Source organism: Mycobacterium tuberculosis H37Rv (assembly GCF_000195955.2).
GTDB lineage: Bacteria > Actinomycetota > Actinomycetes > Mycobacteriales > Mycobacteriaceae > Mycobacterium > Mycobacterium tuberculosis.
The window spans coordinates 3,589,382-3,607,067 of sequence record NC_000962.3; the positions used below are offsets into that span (position 1 = coordinate 3,589,382).

A 17,686-nucleotide genomic window follows, 5' to 3' on the forward strand; every position below is an offset into this window, starting at 1 on the left:
CCCGCCCACCGCATGGTTAAACCGGAGCGCCGCACCAAGACCGATATCGCGGCCGCCGCGACGATCGCGGTCGTGGTGGCCGTGGCCGCGTCGTTGATCTGGTGGACCAGCGACGCCCGCGCCACCATCAGCCGGCCGGCGGCGGTTGCGGTGCCCACCCCGGCCCCGGCTCGCGAGGTCCCGACCTCGCTGAAGCAGCTGTGGACCGCCGCCAGCCCAGCCACCCGCGTTCCCGTGGTGGTGGGCGGAACAGTGGCTACTGGCGACGGACGCCAGGTGGACGGGCGCGACCCAGCCACCGGTGAGTCGCTCTGGAGTTACGCCCGAGACACCGATCTGTGTGGGGTGACCTGGGTCTACCACTACGCCGTCGCGGTCTATCGGTACGACCGGGGTTGCGGTCAGGTCAGCACCATCGATGGATCCACCGGTCGCCGGGGAGCCGCCCGCAGCGGCTACGCGGATCCGCGGGTGCGTCTTTTTTCCGACGGCACCACGGTGTTGTCGGCCGGGGACACGCGCCTGGAACTGTGGCGTTCAGACATGGTCCGGATGCTGGCCTACGGCGAGATCGATGCCCGGGTGAAACCGTCGAACCGCGGCCTGCAGTCCGGGTGCACGCTGGAGTCGGCGGCGGCCAGCTCGGCGGCCGTATCGGTGCTTGAAGCGTGTACGAACCAGGCTGACCTGCGGCTTGTGCTGTTACGCCCGGGCAAGGAGGACGACGAGCCCATCCAGCGCATTGTCCCGGAACCGGGGGTCCGGCCGGGTTCGGGCGCCCGGGTATTGGTGGTATCGCAGAACAACACCGCCGTGTACCTGCCTGCAAGATCAGGCGCGCAACCGAGAGTCGACGTGATCGACGAGACCGGCGCCACAGTTTCGAGCACGCTGCTGGCCAAGCCACCGTCAACTTCGGCCGTGGCGTCGCGGACCGGCAACCTGGTGACCTGGTGGACGGGCGACGCGTTGTTGGTCTTCGACGCGGGCAACCTGACCCAGCGCTACACCATTGCCGCTGGCGAGACGACTGCGCCGGTGGGGCCAGGGGTGATGATGGCAGGTCAACTCCTGGTGCCGGTCACCGGCGGGATCGGTGTCTATGACCCGGTCAGCGGTGCCAACAACCGTTATATCCCGGTGACCCGGCCGCCAAGCACGTCAGCAGTGATCCCGGCAGTTTCTGGATCCAGGGTCATTGAGCAACGTGGCGACACACTAGTCGCTCTGGGTTGATCGCCTATGTTGGCGCGAGCAGACGCAAAATCGCCCGAAACCGATGGCTTTCGGGCGATTTTGCGTCTGTCGCGCTACAGGTCCACCGTGAAGGTGGGCAGCGGCCTACCTGTCTTCCAGTGTTTGAGCAGCGCCTGCGCCAGCTCGCGGTAGGCCACCGCGCCTTTGTTCTTGCGCCCAGCCATCACCGACGAGCCCGAGGCGCTGGCCTCAGCGAAGCGCACAGTACGGGGGATGGGCGGAGCCAGCACCTGTAGGTCGTAGCGGTCGGCGACATCGAGCAACACGTCACGGGTGTGGGTGGTTCGAGAGTCGTACAGCGTCGGCAGTGCACCCAACAACCGCAGATTCGGATTGGTGATCTGCTGGACATCGGCGACCGTCCGCAGAAACTGGCCGACACCCCGGTGCGCCAGCATCTCGCACTGCAGCGGCACGATGGCCTTGTCGGCGGCCGTCAGCCCGTTGAGGGTGAGCACACCCAGCGACGGCGGACAGTCGATGATGACCACGTCGAACCGGTCGGAGAATTTGGCCAACGCGCGTTTGAGCGCGTACTCACGGCCTGCCCGCATCAGCAGCATTGCCTCGGCGCCCGCCAAGTCAATGTTGGCCGGCAGCAACGTCATTCCCTCCATGGTGGTGACCAGCACGGCGTTGGGCTCGACTTCACCGAGCAACACCTCGTGCACAGACACCGGTAGTTTGTCGGGATCTTGACCAAGGGAGAAGGTCAGACAACCTTGCGGATCCAGATCGACGAGCAGCACGCGCCGTCCCTTTTCCACCATCGCCGCACCGAGCGAGGCGACCGTAGTCGTCTTGGCCACCCCGCCCTTCTGGTTGGCCACCGCTAGCACCCGGGTATCAGTCATAGGCGCCGCTCTCCCCCGCAAGCGGCAGGGACCCCCACCTCATCGTGCTCTCCCTTCGTCGTCGCCCGCGCAGTCACAGTGTCATCCTGGCATGCTGCTCGCACAGTGGTTCGGGCGACAGGCCTAGGATGTCGTCGGGCACAATCTGTCGGTATGGGCGTGCGCAACCACCGATTGCTACTGCTCCGCCACGGCGAGACCGCTTGGTCGACGCTGGGCCGGCACACCGGCGGTACCGAGGTCGAGCTGACCGATACCGGGCGAACGCAGGCAGAGCTGGCTGGTCAGCTGCTGGGTGAACTCGAACTTGACGACCCGATTGTCATCTGTAGCCCGCGTCGACGGACGTTGGATACTGCCAAGTTGGCCGGCCTGACGGTGAATGAGGTAACTGGGCTGCTCGCCGAATGGGATTACGGTTCCTATGAGGGCCTTACGACGCCGCAGATCCGGGAATCCGAACCCGATTGGCTGGTGTGGACGCACGGCTGCCCAGCTGGAGAAAGCGTCGCACAGGTAAACGATCGCGCTGACAGCGCCGTCGCGCTGGCCCTGGAGCACATGTCCTCACGCGACGTGTTGTTTGTCAGCCATGGCCACTTCTCCCGCGCGGTGATCACGCGCTGGGTCCAGCTACCGCTCGCCGAAGGCAGCCGTTTCGCGATGCCCACCGCCTCGATCGGGATCTGCGGGTTCGAGCACGGCGTGCGTCAGCTCGCCGTGCTCGGGTTGACCGGTCATCCGCAGCCGATCGCAGCCGGGTGAGCGCACACGTGGCAACCTTGCACCCAGAACCACCGTTCGCACTGTGCGGACCAAGAGGCACCCTGATTGCCCGCGGGGTGCGGACACGATACTGCGACGTGCGGGCCGCGCAAGCGGCACTTCGCTCAGGTACAGCACCAATACTGTTGGGCGCGTTGCCTTTCGACGTGAGCAGACCCGCCGCATTGATGGTGCCGGATGGCGTGCTGCGGGCCCGGAAGCTGCCTGACTGGCCGACCGGCCCGCTGCCCAAGGTACGCGTCGCCGCCGCCCTTCCGCCACCTGCCGACTACCTGACCCGGATCGGCCGCGCACGGGATCTGCTGGCCGCCTTCGACGGCCCGTTGCACAAAGTGGTGCTCGCGCGCGCCGTGCAACTGACCGCCGATGCTCCGCTGGACGCGCGGGTACTGTTGCGCAGGTTGGTCGTCGCCGACCCGACCGCTTACGGCTATCTCGTCGACCTCACCTCTGCGGGCAACGACGACACCGGGGCAGCCCTGGTCGGCGCCAGCCCAGAGCTTCTGGTCGCACGATCCGGCAATCGCGTCATGTGCAAGCCATTTGCCGGCTCAGCCCCACGCGCCGCCGACCCCAAACTCGACGCCGCCAACGCGGCCGCACTAGCCAGTTCGGCCAAGAACCGACACGAACACCAATTGGTCGTCGACACGATGCGGGTAGCCCTAGAGCCACTATGCGAGGACCTGACAATCCCAGCCCAGCCCCAGTTGAACCGCACCGCAGCCGTTTGGCATCTGTGCACCGCGATCACCGGCCGGCTGCGCAACATCTCGACGACGGCAATCGATCTGGCTTTGGCGCTACATCCCACCCCGGCGGTTGGTGGGGTCCCGACAAAAGCTGCCACCGAGCTCATCGCCGAACTCGAGGGCGACCGTGGCTTCTACGCCGGCGCGGTTGGTTGGTGCGACGGCCGGGGCGACGGCCATTGGGTGGTGTCTATCCGGTGCGCGCAACTTTCGGCTGATCGACGCGCAGCCCTTGCGCACGCTGGCGGTGGCATCGTCGCCGAATCAGACCCCGATGACGAACTTGAAGAAACCACAACGAAGTTCGCCACGATATTGACCGCACTGGGAGTTGAGCAGTGACCGATACCATCCGCCGCGCTACACCGGCGGATACCGCCGACATCGTGGCCATGATTCACGCGCTGGGCGGAATTCGAGTATGCCGCCGATCAATGCACTGTCACCGAAACACAAATACATACAGCACTTTTCGGAGATTTCCCGACGATGCGAGGCCACGTCGCTGAGGTTAATGGCGGAGTTGCCGCGATGGCGCTGTGGTTTCTGAACTTTTCCACCTGGGACGGCGTCGCGGGCATCTATGTGGAGGACTTGTTCGTCTGGCCGAGGTTTCGCCGCCGCGGCTTGGCCCGTGGCCTGCTGTCGACGCTGGCCAGAGAATGCGTCGACAACCGCTACACGCGGTTGGCCTGGTCGGTGCTGAACTGGAATTCCGATGCAATCGCACTGTATGACCGCATCGGCGGGCAACCGCAGCACGAGTGGACTATCTATCGACTGTCAGGACCGCGGTTGGCTGCGCTGGCCGCACCACGCTGATCACGCCCGGCGGCCCAGCGGATCGAAGGCGGACTGAACAGCAATACCAGCACGCCAAGCGCGATGATTCCCACCGGGATCCCGATCGCCGGCTGATGCGAACCCACAATCAGATACCACGCCACCGGCAGCAGCAGCAGCTGGGCGAACACCGCCAGCCCGCGACCCCAAAGCTTGCCAACCGCCAGCCTGCATCCGGCGGCGAGCACTGCTCCGCCGACCAGTACGAACCAACCTGCGGTGCCCAGGCCATTGACGATGTGCTGGTCGGCGCCCGCGAGTCCGCGCACCAGCAACGCCGCGGCCACCACCAGGGCGGCCCCACCCTGCACGGCGACGATCAGTCCGGCGCCGCGCACGGCGGCCGGGGCTCGAACAGGCACAGCATCAGCGTAGTCACCCGGCCGTGACCGGCCCGCATCGTCACACCACCCAGGCCCATTGCCGTCCTCCTCAACGGGCCGACCCGGCCCGCATCGTCACACGGCCTAGGCCCATTGCCGTCCTCCTCAACGGGCCGACCCGGCCCGCATCGTCACACGGCCTAAGCCCATTGCCGTCCTCCTCAACGGGCCGACCCGGCCCGCATCGTCACACGGCCTAAGCTCGTGCGTCATGCGTGCAGTGCTGATCGTCAACCCCACTGCGACCGCCACCACACCAGCCGGCCGCGACCTGCTGGCGCACGCCCTCGAAAGCCGCCTTCAGCTCACGGTTGAGCACACCAACCACCGCGGTCACGGGACCGAACTCGGACAGGCGGCGGTAGCCGACGGGGTGGACCTGGTCGTGGTGCATGGCGGCGATGGCACGGTAAGCGCCGTAGTCAACGGCATGCTGGGGCGCCCCGGCACGACGCCGGTCCGACCGGTGCCAGCCGTTGCGGTTGTGCCCGGCGGCTCGGCCAACGTACTAGCTCGCGCGCTAGGGATTTCCGCGGACCCGATCGCTGCCACCAACCAACTCATCCAGCTGCTCGACGACTACGGCCGCCACCAGCAGTGGCGCCGCATCGGGCTGATCGACTGCGGTGAGCGGTGGGCGGTGTTCAACGCCGGCATGGGCGTCGACGCCGAGGTCGTGGCCGCGGTAGAGGCCGAACGCGACAAAGGCGGCAAGGTTACGGCGTGGCGCTATATTCGCGCTGCGGTGCGCGCGGTGCTCGCCTGCACTCGTCGCGAACCGGCTCTTACGCTGCAACTTCCCAACCGCGATCCAATTACCGGAGTGCACTTTGTGTTCGTGTCCAACTCCAGTCCGTGGACTTACGCAAACAACCGGCCGGTATGGACCAATCCCGACTGCAGGTTCGAGTCGGGGCTGGGAGTGTTCGCCACCACCAGCATGAAGGTGGTCCCGACCCTGAGGGTGGTTCGGCAGATGTTCGCAAAACAGCCCAAGTTCGAGTTCAACCACGTCATCAACAACGACGACGTCGCGTGTCTACGCGTCACCTCCATGGGGCCCCCGATCGCCAGCCAATTCGACGGGGACTACCTCGGCGTGCGCGAGACGATGACGTTCCGAGCTGTTCCCGACGCCCTCGCCGTAGTTGCCCCGCCCGCAAGAAAGCGGATCTGAGCTGCAGAAACAAAGATGTGATGGGTGTGCGACACAAACGTTGGGCGAAACTGGCAGCGTAGTGTAGTACAACTGGGTAAGGGCTGTGGAACGAGATCGCCAGAGTGAGATAGCCCACGCGCTTACGTAACACTATTGACATCTGTTGAGCCTGTGAAACGATCAAAAGGTTGCATGTAGAGAAATGTAGGGGTACAGAAGCCTTTCTTGTGCACCCGTTACCAGCCAAGAAGAAACGCCTGTGCGTACCGCTGCGCACATAGTGAGGAGTAACGACTAATGGATTGGCGCCACAAGGCGGTCTGTCGTGACGAGGATCCGGAACTGTTCTTCCCGGTAGGAAACAGTGGTCCGGCACTTGCGCAGATCGCTGACGCGAAACTGGTCTGTAATCGGTGCCCGGTCACCACAGAGTGCCTCAGCTGGGCACTGAATACCGGCCAGGACTCGGGCGTCTGGGGAGGCATGAGCGAAGACGAGCGGCGCGCGCTGAAGCGTCGCAACGCCCGCACGAAAGCCCGTACCGGGGTCTGACGACTCAGTTCTGCACAGTGCGGCCCCGACATACGTCGGGGCCGCACTGTTGCGTAGCGCGCTACAGCATCAACCGTCCCCGGCGTCCGACCGGTACCCGTAGCACCACATCGGTGCCACGTTCGCGGGCGTCCCGCATACCTAACGAGCCGTCCAATTCCGCAGAGACCAAGGTCCGCACGATCTGCAGGCCCAGGCTGTCCGACTTCTCCAGGCTGAAACCTTGCGGCAGACCAAGCCCGTCGTCGTGCACGACGACATCGAGCCAACGCGCAGAGCGTTCCGCTCGAATCGTCACGGACCCTTCCGCCGCCGCCGGGTCGAACGCATGCTCGATCGCGTTCTGCACCAGCTCGGTGATCACCATGATCAGCGCCGTGGCGCGGTCGGAGTCGAGCACACCGAGGTCGCCAACCCGATTTATCCGGATCGGCCTGTCCACCGATGCCACATCGTTCATGATCGGCAGAATCCGGTCGATGACCTCGTCAAGGTTCACCTGCTCGTCCACCGACATCGACAACGCATCGTGGACCAAGGCAATCGACGACACTCGGCGCACCGACTCGATCAGCGCTTCCCGCCCCTCGGCGTTGGACGTCCGGCGAGCCTGCAGCCGCAACAGCGCGGCCACCGTCTGCAGGTTGTTCTTAACCCGATGATGGATTTCCCGGATCGTGGCGTCCTTGGATATCAGGGCTCGGTCGCGCCGCTTCACCTCGGTCACGTCGCGGATCAATATCGCGGCGCCGACATTGCGACCAGCTACCACCAGCGGCAGAGTCCGCAGCAGCACCGTGGCGCCGCCGGCGTCGACCTCCATCCGCATACCCTTTCCATCCCCGGCCAGCAAGTCCTGCACATGCTCGTCTACCTCGTGCGCCTCGAACGGGTCCGAGATCAGCGGGCGCGTCGCGTCAATGAGATTGACGCCCTCCAACTCGGTGGTCAAACCCATTCGGTGGTAAGCCGATAGGGCATTGGGGCTGGCGTAAGAGACCACACCGTCGACATCGAGACGGATGAAGCCGTCACCCGCGCGCGGGCTAGATCGCGACATCGCCACGTCCCCTGCGTCGGGAAAGGTGCCCTCCGCCAGCATCCGGAGAAGATCTGTGGCGCACAACCGATAGGCGGTCTCCAGGTGGCCGGATCTACGTCGCGCCGCCAGTTCGGGTTGATGCCGTGTCAGCACCGCCACCACCTGATCGCCAAAGCGCACCGGGGAGACTTCGACACTGTGGCCGTCGTGTTGACATGAATTCTGTTGGCCGACAGCGCCTTCCCGTCCCGGGACACCACCGGAGAAGGTCGCGGCGACCAGCGGCATGCTATTGGCGGCGACGACGGTGCCTACCGCGTCGGTATGCACCACCGTCGGCCCGGTGTTCGGCCGGCATTGCGCAACGCACACCAGGACACCGTCGTCGCGGCGAACCCACATCAGGTAATCGGCAAACGACAAGTCGGCAAGGAGCTGCCACTCCCCGACCACCGCATGCAGGTGGTCCACCGCGCTGCCCGGCAGCACCGTGTGTTCGGCGAGCAGATCACCGAGTGTGGACATGAGTGACTATCAACGACTAGCTGATCACCGCGATAAGGTCGCCGGCCTGAATGACATCGCCCACCGATACCGCCACCTTGCTGACCGTTCCGGCAGCTTCGGCCAGGACGGGGATCTCCATCTTCATCGACTCCAGCAGCACCACGACGTCGCCCTTGTCGATCTGATCGCCTTCGTTGACAACGACTTCGAGAACGCTGGCCACGATCTCGGCGCGAACATCCTCGGCCATCATCACCCCACTCTTTTCGGCCATGCCGTATGCTGACTGCTGGTCATCGGACTTCCATCAAACTCAGGTATATCGAACCATAAGAACCCTGGGGAGCGCGGCACGCGGGCTATTGGGGTCGCGCGCGACGCCGCATGAGAAACTGGGCAATGACCGGGCGGCCGCTGCCTGCCCGCACCTGAGCAATGACGGAGGTTCCGATGGCCAAGCGTGGCCGTAAGAAGCGTGACCGCAAGTACAGCAAGGCCAACCACGGCAAGCGGCCCAATTCCTAACGCACTGCGCTAGGGCCCTCCACGGATGATGGTGGTCCGGCGGATCTCTAGCCGAAGACGCTCCCGCAAGCCCTCGGGGGCCCTGTCGCCTCGGCACTTGGTCCCGATCAACGCCTTGATCCGTTCCTCGAGCCCGTAATGCCTCAGGCACCCCGGGCAGGCCTCGAGGTGTCGCCGCAGCCTCTCGCGGGTTTCCGGGGTGCATTCACCGTCAAGCAGGGTCCACACCTCGGCGATCACTTCCGCGCAACCCATGCCGCCGTGGGAATCGTCGTGGTCCGCGTGCGCATCGGTCGGACCGCAATTTTCGCTCACTGGTGCACCATCCTTGTGTCGGTGATCTCGGATGGATTGCCGATGTAGAGGCGCCGCTGGGTTAGCGCCCCGCGCGCTTGACAGCCGTGATGTCCATCATGAGTTTTGCGGAGTCCGGCGGTTGCCCCGGACGCGCCGACCGTCGACAGGGCCAAGCGCCGACGAGCGCCGAACGACTCGCCCCGCACGCCGACGCCCAGCCCGAATTGCTGGCCTGCTTGGCCGGCGTCGCCCGCTCCACCGGCTAGTCCGACAAAGTCACCCACGTCGGGTTCGGTTGGGCGGCAGACAAACAACTCCGCAACGGTGTCTGCGACTTCGCCGGCGACAGCCGCCGAGCCAACCTCTAGGCCGCCGACCTGCACAACCGCACCCGAGCCCGCGGCCACGACCACCGGCACGCGGTACGCATCCTCGCCCGCGCCTGGCTTTACGTCATCTGACACCGCTGGCAAGACGGCATCGCTTACGACCCCACCCAACACCGAGCCCTGCAGGCTCTCCTTGACCAAGTTCGCCAAACGGCGGCTTGACACCGGGCTGCTCATGACGACACCCCCTCGTGCGCCTGCTCGCCCCTGGCAAACCCCCGATCCCTGGCCACATCGGCTAAAAGACCGCGCAACTGACGTCGGCCGCGATGAAGCCTCGACATCACGGTGCCGATCGGAGTATCCATGATCTCGGCGATCTCCTTGTAGGGGAAACCTTCGACATCGGCGTAGTAGACCGCCATCCGGAACTCTTCCGGCAATGCCTGCAGCGCCTCTTTGATCTCGGTGTCCGGCAACGCTTCTAACGCTTCGACTTCAGCCGAGCGCAGCCCGGTCGAGGAATGCTCGGCGTTGGACGCCAGTTGCCAATCGGTGATCTGCTCGGTCGGATACTCCGCCGGTTGCCGCTGTTTCTTGCGATAGCTGTTGATGTAGGTGTTGGTCAGTATCCGGTAGAGCCAGGCCTTGAGATTGGTACCGTGCCGGAACGAACGAAATCCCGCATAGGCCTTCACCATCGTCTCCTGGAGCAAGTCCTCGGCGTCGGCCGGATTGCGCGTCATCCGCAGCGCACCGCCGTACAGCTGGTCCAACAGGGGAATCGCGTCGCGCTCGAAACGCGCGGTCAACTCCTCGTCTGTCTCCTCAGACGGCCCAGGCTGCAGACCCGCCGAACCGGTTACACCATCGATGTCGGCCATCTTGATTAACTGGGTCCCTTCGTTTGCGGTGTCGCCGGACAGCACCGGCGCGGACACCGGACGTGCGAGCATGCGAGCCAACCGCTTCTCACCCAACAGGCTCGTCGCCGTTGACACCAGACTCCCCTCGTCCCAATGTAGAGGCCGCGACCGACACTGTCTGCACCGGTCTGGCCAGCCACGTGGCTGCAGGAACCGAACCAATCAACCGTGTTCGCCAGCGGGTTATTTCCAGCGCTGAATCGCATGCGGCCTGTCCCGCAGTCCGGTGGAATCGAGCAGGGCGTTAGGGTGACGCCATGTCACTCAACGGCAAGACCATGTTCATCTCTGGCGCCAGTCGCGGTATCGGCCTTGCGATCGCCAAGCGGGCCGCGCGCGACGGCGCCAACATTGCCTTGATCGCCAAGACCGCCGAGCCGCATCCAAAGCTGCCAGGCACGGTGTTCACGGCCGCCAAGGAACTCGAGGAAGCCGGCGGCCAGGCACTGCCGATCGTCGGGGATATCCGCGACCCGGATGCGGTCGCGTCCGCGGTGGCCACCACCGTGGAGCAGTTCGGGGGCATCGATATCTGCGTCAACAATGCCTCGGCGATCAACTTAGGGTCCATCACCGAGGTGCCAATGAAGCGTTTCGACCTGATGAACGGCATCCAGGTGCGTGGCACCTACGCAGTATCCCAAGCGTGCATTCCCCATATGAAAGGCCGTGAGAACCCGCACATCCTGACGCTGTCCCCGCCGATCCTGCTGGAGAAGAAGTGGCTGCGGCCGACGGCCTACATGATGGCCAAGTACGGCATGACGCTGTGCGCGCTGGGAATCGCCGAGGAGATGCGCGCCGACGGCATCGCGTCGAACACGTTGTGGCCACGCACGATGGTGGCCACCGCGGCGGTACAGAACCTGCTGGGCGGCGACGAGGCGATGGCGCGGTCCCGCAAGCCCGAGGTATACGCCGACGCGGCCTACGTCATCGTCAACAAGCCCGCCACCGAATACACCGGCAAGACGCTGCTGTGCGAGGACGTGCTCGTCGAATCCGGCGTCACCGACTTGTCGGTCTACGACTGCGTCCCAGGTGCGACGCTCGGCGTCGACCTGTGGGTGGAAGACGCCAACCCGCCGGGGTACCTCCCGGCCTAGCGACAGCAAAACCCTGATCCTCGAGTTGCCCGACGAGCGGGCCGTCGCGATCGTGCCGGTGCCGTCGAAGTTGTCGCTGAAGGCGGCCGGCGGCCCTAGGGGTGCCCAAAGCGGCCATGGCTAAACCCGCTGCCGCCGAACAAGCCACCGGCTACGTGGTCGGCGGCATCTCCCCGTTCGGTCAGCGCAAGCGGCTGCGGACCGTGGTCGATGTGTCGGCCTTGAGCTGGGACCGGGTACTGCGGTGCCGGCAAACGGCATTGGGCCGTCACGGTGGCCCCGCCGGACCTGATCACCTTGATCAGCGCGATCATCGCTAACATCCGGGCCTAGCGCCGTACCGGAAATCGGCGAGGACTTCACCGATGGCGTAGCGCGCGCTGGCCGCCAGCGGCGGGTTGGTGTCTTGGTAGTACGGGAGCGCGATCAAGGCGATGGCCAGAGCTCTGCCGCGCCCGCGCATCCAGTCGTCGTCGGCGGCGCCGACCGCGACGCGGAACTGAGCACGGGCGGGCGCCGACAGGAGGTTCCACGCGATGATCAAGTCGACGCTGGGGTCACCGACGCCCATCAGACCGAAGTCAATGACGCCCGTCAAGCGTCCTTGCGCTGTCAGGATGTTGAACCGGGACAGGTCACCGTGGAACCACATCGGCGGCCCCGCATACGGAGGAACGCGTAGGGCTGATTCCCACGCGGCAGTTGCCGCGTGGACGTCGATGATCCCGTCGAGGGCCGCCAGCGCTGCGCGTACCTCGGCATCCTGCTCCCCCAGCGGCGCACCCCGCTTGGCGGGCGGCCCGCCCATGGGGTCGGTGGCCCGTAAGGCGGTGATGAAGTCAGCCAGGTCCTCGACGGCCCGATTGGGCTCGACGAACTCGGCTGCCGACGGGTTCTCACCCGCAACCCAGCGGCACACTGACCACGGCCAACCGAACCCCTCAGCCGGGCTCCCCAACCCCACCGGAACTGGGCTGGCAACGCCTAGATGCGCAGCGATCCGCGGCAGCCACTGTTGCTCGGTCCGAAGGCTCTCGATGGCCCAGCCAATGCGCGGGATGCGCACGGCCAGGTCCTCGCCTAGCCGGTACATTGCGTTGTCCGTGCCCGCCGAGCGCACCGGTGCAATGGGTAGATCCGCCCACTGTGGGAATTGTGCACGCAGCAGACGCCGCACCAGATCCTCGTCGATATCCACCTCATCGGCGTGCATCTTTGCCCTTAGGACACGTTCGTACCGGTCGAAGACGGTTCCGTCCTGCTCACAGATCCGCCGCACGAAAGCAAAGCCCGCCCGCAACGCCACCCTCGCCGATGCGGAGTTCTCCGGCTCCACCTTGATCACCGCTTCGGTCGCGCCGTGTTCGGCCGCATACTGGCACACCAGATCGACTGCGCGAGTGGCGAGTCCACGCCCTCGCCAGCTGGGGTAGAGCCCATAGGCAACGTTGACCTGCCCGCTAGCCAGCCCCTCGCCGTCGAAACGCAGATCAATCGTACCCACTATTGTTTCGGCAACCGTCCTGATGCCGAAAGAGCGCAGCGGCCCGCCGGTCACCCATTGCTCGCGGCAGTGCCGGATGTACGCTTCGACGCTTGCTCGAGTCGAGGGCATACCGCTAAGCCAACGCACTAGCCGTTCGTCCCCCCCAGCCAGATGCGCATCGACATCGTCCAGGCACAGTGGCGATAGAGTGACGATCCCGTCTGATAGCCCGTCGGACAGCTTCGCAAAGCGCACCCCGCGATTGTCGGACTCACACTGGCTTCAGGCAAACCTGCCGCGAGCGCCCGGCGAGCGTAATGGCGCGGCAAGAAATCGCGCTTGGATTCGCCGCAGCGTCACACGCGTGGGCACAGACCCTCACAGCAGCTGGATCTGCTCGGGCTGCGACCTGGCCGGCTCCAACAGCTCAGGCCCGTTGTTGCGCACGTTGTTGACCAACGTGGACACTTGGCGCAGCGCGATGTCGCGCACATCCGGCGGGCGGGCCAGCAGCTCAGGATCCGGCGGGGCGTCTGGATTCAGCCAGTCGTCCCAGTCCTCTTCGGCCAGCAGCAGCGGCATCCGGTCATGGATCTCGGCCAGCTCGCCCACGGCATCGGTGGTGATCACCGTGCAGCTCAGCAGCGGTGGGGCGGACCTGTAAGACTTCCAAACCGACCACAGCCCGGCCGTGAACAACAGGGCGCCGTCGTGGCGGTGCAGGAAGAACGGCGTCTTGGCGTTCGGCCTCCCCGGGGTGGCGTCGGGGTCGACGCGCCATTCGTACCAGCCGTCCATCGGCACCAGGCAACGCTTACTTCTGACCGCACTCCGGAACGCCGGCGACGTGGCGACCTTATCGGCGCGGGCGTTGATCAGCGGTGGGCCTTTGGCATCGGGTGCGCCGCCGGGCCCGGCCTTGATCCACGACGGAATCAGTCCCCAGCGCATGAGCCGCACCCGGCGGGTGGGCTCGTCGTCGGGCTCGCTGTGGCGGGACACCACTGTCGCGATCGTGTCGGTGGGTGCCACGTTGTAGCTCGTCTTCCCGCCACCGCACCCGGTGGCCTCGTCTATGGCCGTGATTTTCTCGGCCAGCTGGGCCGGATCAGTGGTGACCGCAAACCGTCCGCACATGCTTCCTATGGTGCCTGGTACCCACGACACCCGCCGACACGGCAGGATGAAGCGGTGAAGACATGGCCAGCCCCAACGGCGCCGACGCCGGTGCGCGCTACCGTGACCGTTCCAGGCTCGAAGTCGCAGACCAACCGGGCGCTGGTGCTAGCGGCGCTGGCGGCCGCACAAGGCCGGGGCGCATCGACCATCTCCGGCGCGCTGCGCAGCCGCGACACCGAACTGATGCTGGACGCGCTGCAGACCCTGGGCCTGCGCGTCGACGGTGTGGGTTCGGAACTGACGGTCAGCGGCCGAATCGAACCGGGGCCCGGCGCTCGGGTGGACTGTGGCTTGGCGGGCACGGTGTTGCGGTTTGTTCCGCCGCTGGCGGCGCTGGGCTCCGTCCCGGTCACCTTCGACGGCGATCAGCAAGCCCGGGGACGGCCCATCGCACCGCTGCTGGATGCGCTGCGCGAGCTCGGCGTCGCCGTCGACGGCACCGGTCTACCGTTTCGGGTTCGCGGCAACGGGTCGCTCGCCGGCGGCACCGTGGCCATCGACGCGTCGGCGTCCTCACAGTTCGTGTCCGGGCTGCTGCTGTCCGCGGCATCGTTCACCGATGGCCTGACCGTCCAACACACCGGTTCGTCGCTGCCGTCTGCGCCGCACATCGCGATGACGGCGGCGATGCTGCGGCAAGCCGGAGTCGACATCGACGACTCGACACCGAACCGTTGGCAGGTGCGCCCCGGTCCGGTGGCGGCGCGGCGCTGGGACATCGAACCGGACCTGACCAACGCGGTGGCTTTCCTGTCAGCGGCCGTGGTCAGCGGCGGCACCGTGCGCATCACCGGCTGGCCTAGAGTCAGCGTGCAACCCGCCGACCACATCTTGGCAATTTTGCGGCAGCTCAATGCCGTTGTCATTCATGCTGATTCATCCCTCGAGGTGCGCGGTCCAACGGGATACGACGGGTTTGACGTCGACTTGCGCGCCGTCGGCGAGCTGACGCCATCGGTCGCGGCGCTGGCGGCGCTGGCATCCCCGGGATCGGTGTCCAGACTAAGCGGCATTGCCCATCTGCGGGGCCACGAAACCGACCGGCTCGCCGCGCTGAGCACCGAGATCAACCGGTTGGGGGGCACCTGCCGGGAAACACCCGACGGTCTGGTGATCACCGCGACGCCGTTGCGGCCCGGCATCTGGCGGGCATACGCGGACCATCGAATGGCGATGGCCGGCGCGATCATTGGGCTGCGGGTGGCCGGAGTCGAGGTCGACGACATCGCCGCCACCACCAAGACGCTGCCGGAGTTTCCGCGGCTGTGGGCCGAGATGGTCGGACCCGGCCAGGGGTGGGGGTACCCCCAGCCGCGCAGCGGCCAGCGGGCGAGGCGGGCAACCGGGCAGGGGTCCGGCGGTTGAGGCCCGGCGACTACGACGAGTCCGACGTCAAGGTGCGCTCCGGCAGGAGTTCGCGGCCGCGGACCAAGACCCGTCCCGAGCACGCCGACGCGGAGGCCGCCATGGTGGTCAGCGTCGACCGCGGCCGCTGGGGGTGTGTGCTGGGCGGCCGCCCCGATCGCCGAATCACGGCGATGCGCGCCCGCGAGCTCGGCCGCACCCCGATCGTGGTCGGCGACGACGTGGACGTGGTCGGTGACCTGTCCGGGCGGCCCGACACCCTGGCCCGCATCGTGCGGCGAGCACCGCGACGAACCGTGTTGCGACGCACCGCCGATGACACCGACCCCACCGAGCGGGTGGTGGTCGCCAACGCCGACCAACTGCTGATCGTGGTCGCGCTGGCAGACCCGCCGCCACGCACCGGCCTGGTCGACCGGGCGCTGATCGCCGCCTACGCCGGCGGGCTGACCCCGATTCTCTGCCTGACCAAGACCGACCTCGCCCCGGCGGAACCGTTCGGCAAGCAGTTCGCCGACCTGGAATTGACCGTAACCGCCGCAGGCGTCGATGATCCTCTGCTCGCGGTGGCGGACCTGCTGGCCGGCAAGATCACCGTCCTGCTCGGGCATTCCGGGGTCGGCAAGTCGACATTGGTGAATCGTCTTGTACCCGAAGCTGATCGGGCGGTTGGTGAGGTCACCGAGATCGGCCGGGGACGGCACACGTCGACTCGGTCGGTGGCGCTGCCGTTGGGAGATACGCTGTCCGGTTCCGGCTGGGTGATTGACACCCCAGGAATCCGCTCATTCGGGTTGGCTCATATCCAGCCCGACAACGTGCTATTGGCTTTCTCTGACCTCGCCGAGGCAACCCGCGAGTGTCCGCGCGGGTGCGGGCACATGGGACCGCCGGCCGATCCCGAATGCGCGTTGGATACCTTGTCCGGGCCCGCTGCCCGCCGCGCCGCGGCCGCCCGGCGACTACTGGCAGTGCTCAGCCAGACTTGACTAGCCGCATGCTCGTCGCGCGCCGAGCAATCTTAGGCTGCCAGATCGTCGGGTTCGGTGACCGACTTAGCCATACGCTTGCTGCGCCGCCGACCCCGCACGGCGGCAATCGCGGTCTTTAACCCCCGACGACGTCCGGTCACCGGATCGGCGCCCGCGAAACCCGGCCCCAGACCAGCGAACATCCGCTCACTGCGGGTCTCGGGTGCATCGTCAGCGTTGTCACGTAAGTACTTATCCGGCAACGACAGCTTGGCAAGGGTGCGCCAGGTCTTGCCGTACTGCACCAAGAACGAGCCCGTGGTGTATGGCAAGTCGTATCTGTCGCAGACCTCACGCACCCGCACCGAAATCTCGTGAAGCCGGTTGCTCGGCAGGTCCGGATAGAGGTGATGCTCGATTTGGTGGCACAGATTGCCGCTCATGAACCGCAGCGCCGGCCCAGCGTTGAAGTTTGCGCTGCCCAGCATCTGCCGTAGGTACCACTGGCCCTTCGGCTCACCGATCATGTCCGTCTTGGTGAATTTCTCTGCGCCATCCGGGAAATGGCCGCAGAAGATCACCGCGTTGGACCACACGTTGCGGATCACGTTGGCCACCACGTTGGCGGTCAAAGTGGACCGATACGTCGCCCCCGGGGACAACGAGGTCAGCGCCGGGAACGCGACATAGTCCTTGAACACCTGGCGGCCCGCTTTGGCTGAGAATTCACGCAACCGGGTTTTAGCGGCCTCGCGGTCGGCCCGACCCTTGAAGATCTTGCCGATCTCCAAGTGCTGCAGCGCAACTCCCCACTCGAAGCCGATCGCAAGGATGGTGTTCCACACCACGTTGAAGATGTTGTAGCGCTTCCAGCGCTGGTCACGGGTGACGCGCAGCATGCCGTATCCGACGTCGTCATCCATACCGAGGATGTTGGTGTATTTGTGGTGCACGAAGTTGTGGGTGTAGCGCCAGTGCTTGGACGATCCGCTCATGTCCCACTCCCACGTCGAGGAGTGAATCTCCGGGTCGTTCATCCAGTCCCACTGGCCGTGCATGACGTTGTGGCCGATCTCCATGTTTTCGATGATCTTGGCCACGCCAAGGGTCAGGGCACCTGTCCACCAGGCGAGGCGTCGTGAGCTGCCAGCCAGCAGTAGCCGACCGGACACCTCGAGCGCCCGCTGTGCGGCGATGGTGCGGCGGATGTAGCGGGCATCGCGTTCGCCGCGCGATTCTTCAACGTCTCGGCGGATGGCATCTAGCTCGGCGGCCAGGTTTTCAATGTCGGCGTCCGTCAGATGCGCGAATACGTCGACGTCAGTGATCGCCATCGTCTTCTCCCTGCGTCATACGGCCGATGACCT

Annotated in this window: 18 protein-coding genes, 1 pseudogene and 3 other annotated features; of the genes and pseudogenes, 9 read left to right on the plus strand and 10 right to left on the minus strand. The window is 65.8% G+C overall.

What is annotated here, in order from left to right:
* Positions 1 to 12 precede the first annotated feature (12 nt).
* Positions 13 to 1,236: a hypothetical protein gene (locus tag Rv3212; RefSeq protein NP_217728.1), complete on the plus strand. Its 1,224-nt coding sequence runs from the start codon at positions 13 to 15 to the stop codon at positions 1,234 to 1,236.
* Positions 1,237 to 1,310: 74 nt separating this feature from the next.
* Here Rv3212 and Rv3213c read toward each other — a convergent pair whose 3' ends face one another.
* A complete protein-coding gene (locus tag Rv3213c) occupies positions 1,311 to 2,111 on the minus strand; it encodes an SOJ/ParA-like protein (RefSeq protein NP_217729.1) in 801 nt (266 codons plus the stop codon).
* Positions 2,112 to 2,188 (minus strand) — a repeat region (77 bp Mycobacterial Interspersed Repetitive Unit,Class I).
* Positions 2,189 to 2,264: 76 nt separating this feature from the next.
* Here Rv3213c and gpm2 point away from each other — a divergent pair.
* The 3 genes and pseudogenes from gpm2 (at position 2,265) to Rv3216 (ending at position 4,471) form a co-directional block, all read left to right on the plus strand.
* Positions 2,265 to 2,876, plus strand: coding sequence for a phosphoglycerate mutase (gene gpm2, locus Rv3214; protein YP_177944.1), 612 nt, complete (start codon positions 2,265 to 2,267; stop codon positions 2,874 to 2,876).
* Entirely contained in the window at positions 2,873 to 3,991 is a 1,119-nt protein-coding gene (gene entC / locus Rv3215; RefSeq protein ID NP_217731.1) for an isochorismate synthase, read from the plus strand. The genes gpm2 and entC overlap by 4 nt, the downstream gene beginning before the upstream one ends.
* Positions 3,988 to 4,056, plus strand: a sequence feature (acetyltransferase (2.3.1.-), contains GNAT domain (GCN5-like N-acetyltransferase. See Vetting et al. 2005), probably pseudogene as appears frameshifted due to 1bp insertion at position 3593438. Frameshift present in all sequenced tubercle bacilli. Start changed since first submission, extended by 50aa.). This feature is flagged as partial in the annotation. Its footprint overlaps the gene before it by 4 nt.
* Positions 3,988 to 4,471, plus strand: a pseudogene (locus Rv3216). Its footprint overlaps the feature before it by 69 nt. The gene entC and the pseudogene Rv3216 overlap by 4 nt, the downstream one beginning before the upstream one ends.
* Positions 4,058 to 4,471: a sequence feature (acetyltransferase (2.3.1.-), contains GNAT domain (GCN5-like N-acetyltransferase. See Vetting et al. 2005), probably pseudogene as appears frameshifted due to 1bp insertion at position 3593438. Frameshift present in all sequenced tubercle bacilli. Start changed since first submission, extended by 50aa.), on the plus strand. This feature is flagged as partial in the annotation. (Overlaps the previous pseudogene by 414 nt.)
* Here the strand turns inward: Rv3216 and Rv3217c are convergent.
* Positions 4,423 to 4,854, minus strand: coding sequence for an integral membrane protein (locus Rv3217c; RefSeq protein NP_217733.1), 432 nt, complete (start codon positions 4,852 to 4,854; stop codon positions 4,423 to 4,425). The pseudogene Rv3216 and the gene Rv3217c sit on opposite strands and share 49 nt — an antisense overlap.
* Positions 4,855 to 5,086: 232 nt before the next feature.
* Between Rv3217c and Rv3218 the strand changes: the two genes are divergently transcribed.
* A complete protein-coding gene (locus Rv3218; RefSeq protein ID NP_217734.1) occupies positions 5,087 to 6,052 on the plus strand; it encodes a hypothetical protein in 966 nt (321 codons plus the stop codon).
* A 279-nt stretch (positions 6,053 to 6,331) separates the two neighbouring features.
* A complete protein-coding gene (whiB1, locus tag Rv3219; RefSeq protein ID NP_217735.1) occupies positions 6,332 to 6,586 on the plus strand; it encodes a transcriptional regulator WhiB1 in 255 nt (84 codons plus the stop codon).
* 61 nt (positions 6,587 to 6,647) lie between these two features.
* On the opposite strand, the gene Rv3220c is transcribed toward whiB1, so the two are convergent.
* The 5 genes from Rv3220c to sigH form a co-directional block, all read right to left on the minus strand.
* Complete coding sequence (locus tag Rv3220c; RefSeq protein ID NP_217736.1) at positions 6,648 to 8,153, minus strand: two component sensor kinase; 1,506 nt, start codon at positions 8,151 to 8,153, stop codon at positions 6,648 to 6,650.
* A 16-nt stretch (positions 8,154 to 8,169) separates the two neighbouring features.
* Entirely contained in the window at positions 8,170 to 8,385 is a 216-nt protein-coding gene (TB7.3, locus tag Rv3221c) for an acetyl-CoA carboxylase biotin carboxyl carrier protein subunit (protein NP_217737.1), read from the minus strand.
* 284 nt (positions 8,386 to 8,669) lie between these two features.
* Positions 8,670 to 8,975, minus strand: coding sequence for an anti-sigma factor RshA (gene rshA, locus Rv3221A; RefSeq protein ID YP_177945.1), 306 nt, complete (start codon positions 8,973 to 8,975; stop codon positions 8,670 to 8,672).
* Positions 8,972 to 9,523 (minus strand): hypothetical protein, encoded by a 552-nt coding sequence (locus Rv3222c; protein NP_217738.1) that lies wholly within the window; start codon positions 9,521 to 9,523, stop codon positions 8,972 to 8,974. Before Rv3222c ends, rshA begins: the two co-directional genes overlap by 4 nt.
* Positions 9,520 to 10,170, minus strand: a complete 651-nt coding sequence (gene sigH, locus Rv3223c) for an ECF RNA polymerase sigma factor SigH (protein ID NP_217739.1) — start codon at positions 10,168 to 10,170, stop codon at positions 9,520 to 9,522. Before sigH ends, Rv3222c begins: the two co-directional genes overlap by 4 nt.
* Before the next feature lie 299 nt (positions 10,171 to 10,469).
* On the opposite strand from sigH, the gene Rv3224 reads away from it, so the two are divergent.
* The gene (locus tag Rv3224; protein ID NP_217740.1) at positions 10,470 to 11,318 is read left to right on the plus strand and encodes an iron-regulated short-chain dehydrogenase/reductase; all 849 of its coding nucleotides are present in this window, start codon (positions 10,470 to 10,472) and stop codon (positions 11,316 to 11,318) included.
* Positions 11,319 to 11,634: 316 nt separating this feature from the next.
* Here Rv3224 and Rv3225c read toward each other — a convergent pair whose 3' ends face one another.
* Positions 11,635 to 13,059 (minus strand): GCN5-like N-acetyltransferase, encoded by a 1,425-nt coding sequence (locus Rv3225c; protein ID NP_217742.1) that lies wholly within the window; start codon positions 13,057 to 13,059, stop codon positions 11,635 to 11,637.
* Positions 13,060 to 13,182: 123 nt separating this feature from the next.
* Complete coding sequence (locus Rv3226c) at positions 13,183 to 13,941, minus strand: hypothetical protein (RefSeq protein NP_217743.1); 759 nt, start codon at positions 13,939 to 13,941, stop codon at positions 13,183 to 13,185.
* 54 nt (positions 13,942 to 13,995) lie between these two features.
* Between Rv3226c and aroA the strand changes: the two genes are divergently transcribed.
* Both aroA and Rv3228 read left to right on the plus strand, forming a co-directional pair.
* Entirely contained in the window at positions 13,996 to 15,348 is a 1,353-nt protein-coding gene (gene aroA, locus Rv3227; RefSeq protein NP_217744.1) for a 3-phosphoshikimate 1-carboxyvinyltransferase, read from the plus strand.
* A complete protein-coding gene (locus Rv3228) occupies positions 15,345 to 16,337 on the plus strand; it encodes a hypothetical protein (RefSeq protein NP_217745.1) in 993 nt (330 codons plus the stop codon). The genes aroA and Rv3228 overlap by 4 nt, the downstream gene beginning before the upstream one ends.
* A gap of 32 nt (positions 16,338 to 16,369) precedes the next feature.
* On the opposite strand, the gene desA3 is transcribed toward Rv3228, so the two are convergent.
* A complete protein-coding gene (desA3, locus tag Rv3229c; RefSeq protein YP_177948.1) occupies positions 16,370 to 17,653 on the minus strand; it encodes a stearoyl-CoA 9-desaturase in 1,284 nt (427 codons plus the stop codon).
* Between the last annotated feature and the right edge of the window lie 33 nt (positions 17,654 to 17,686).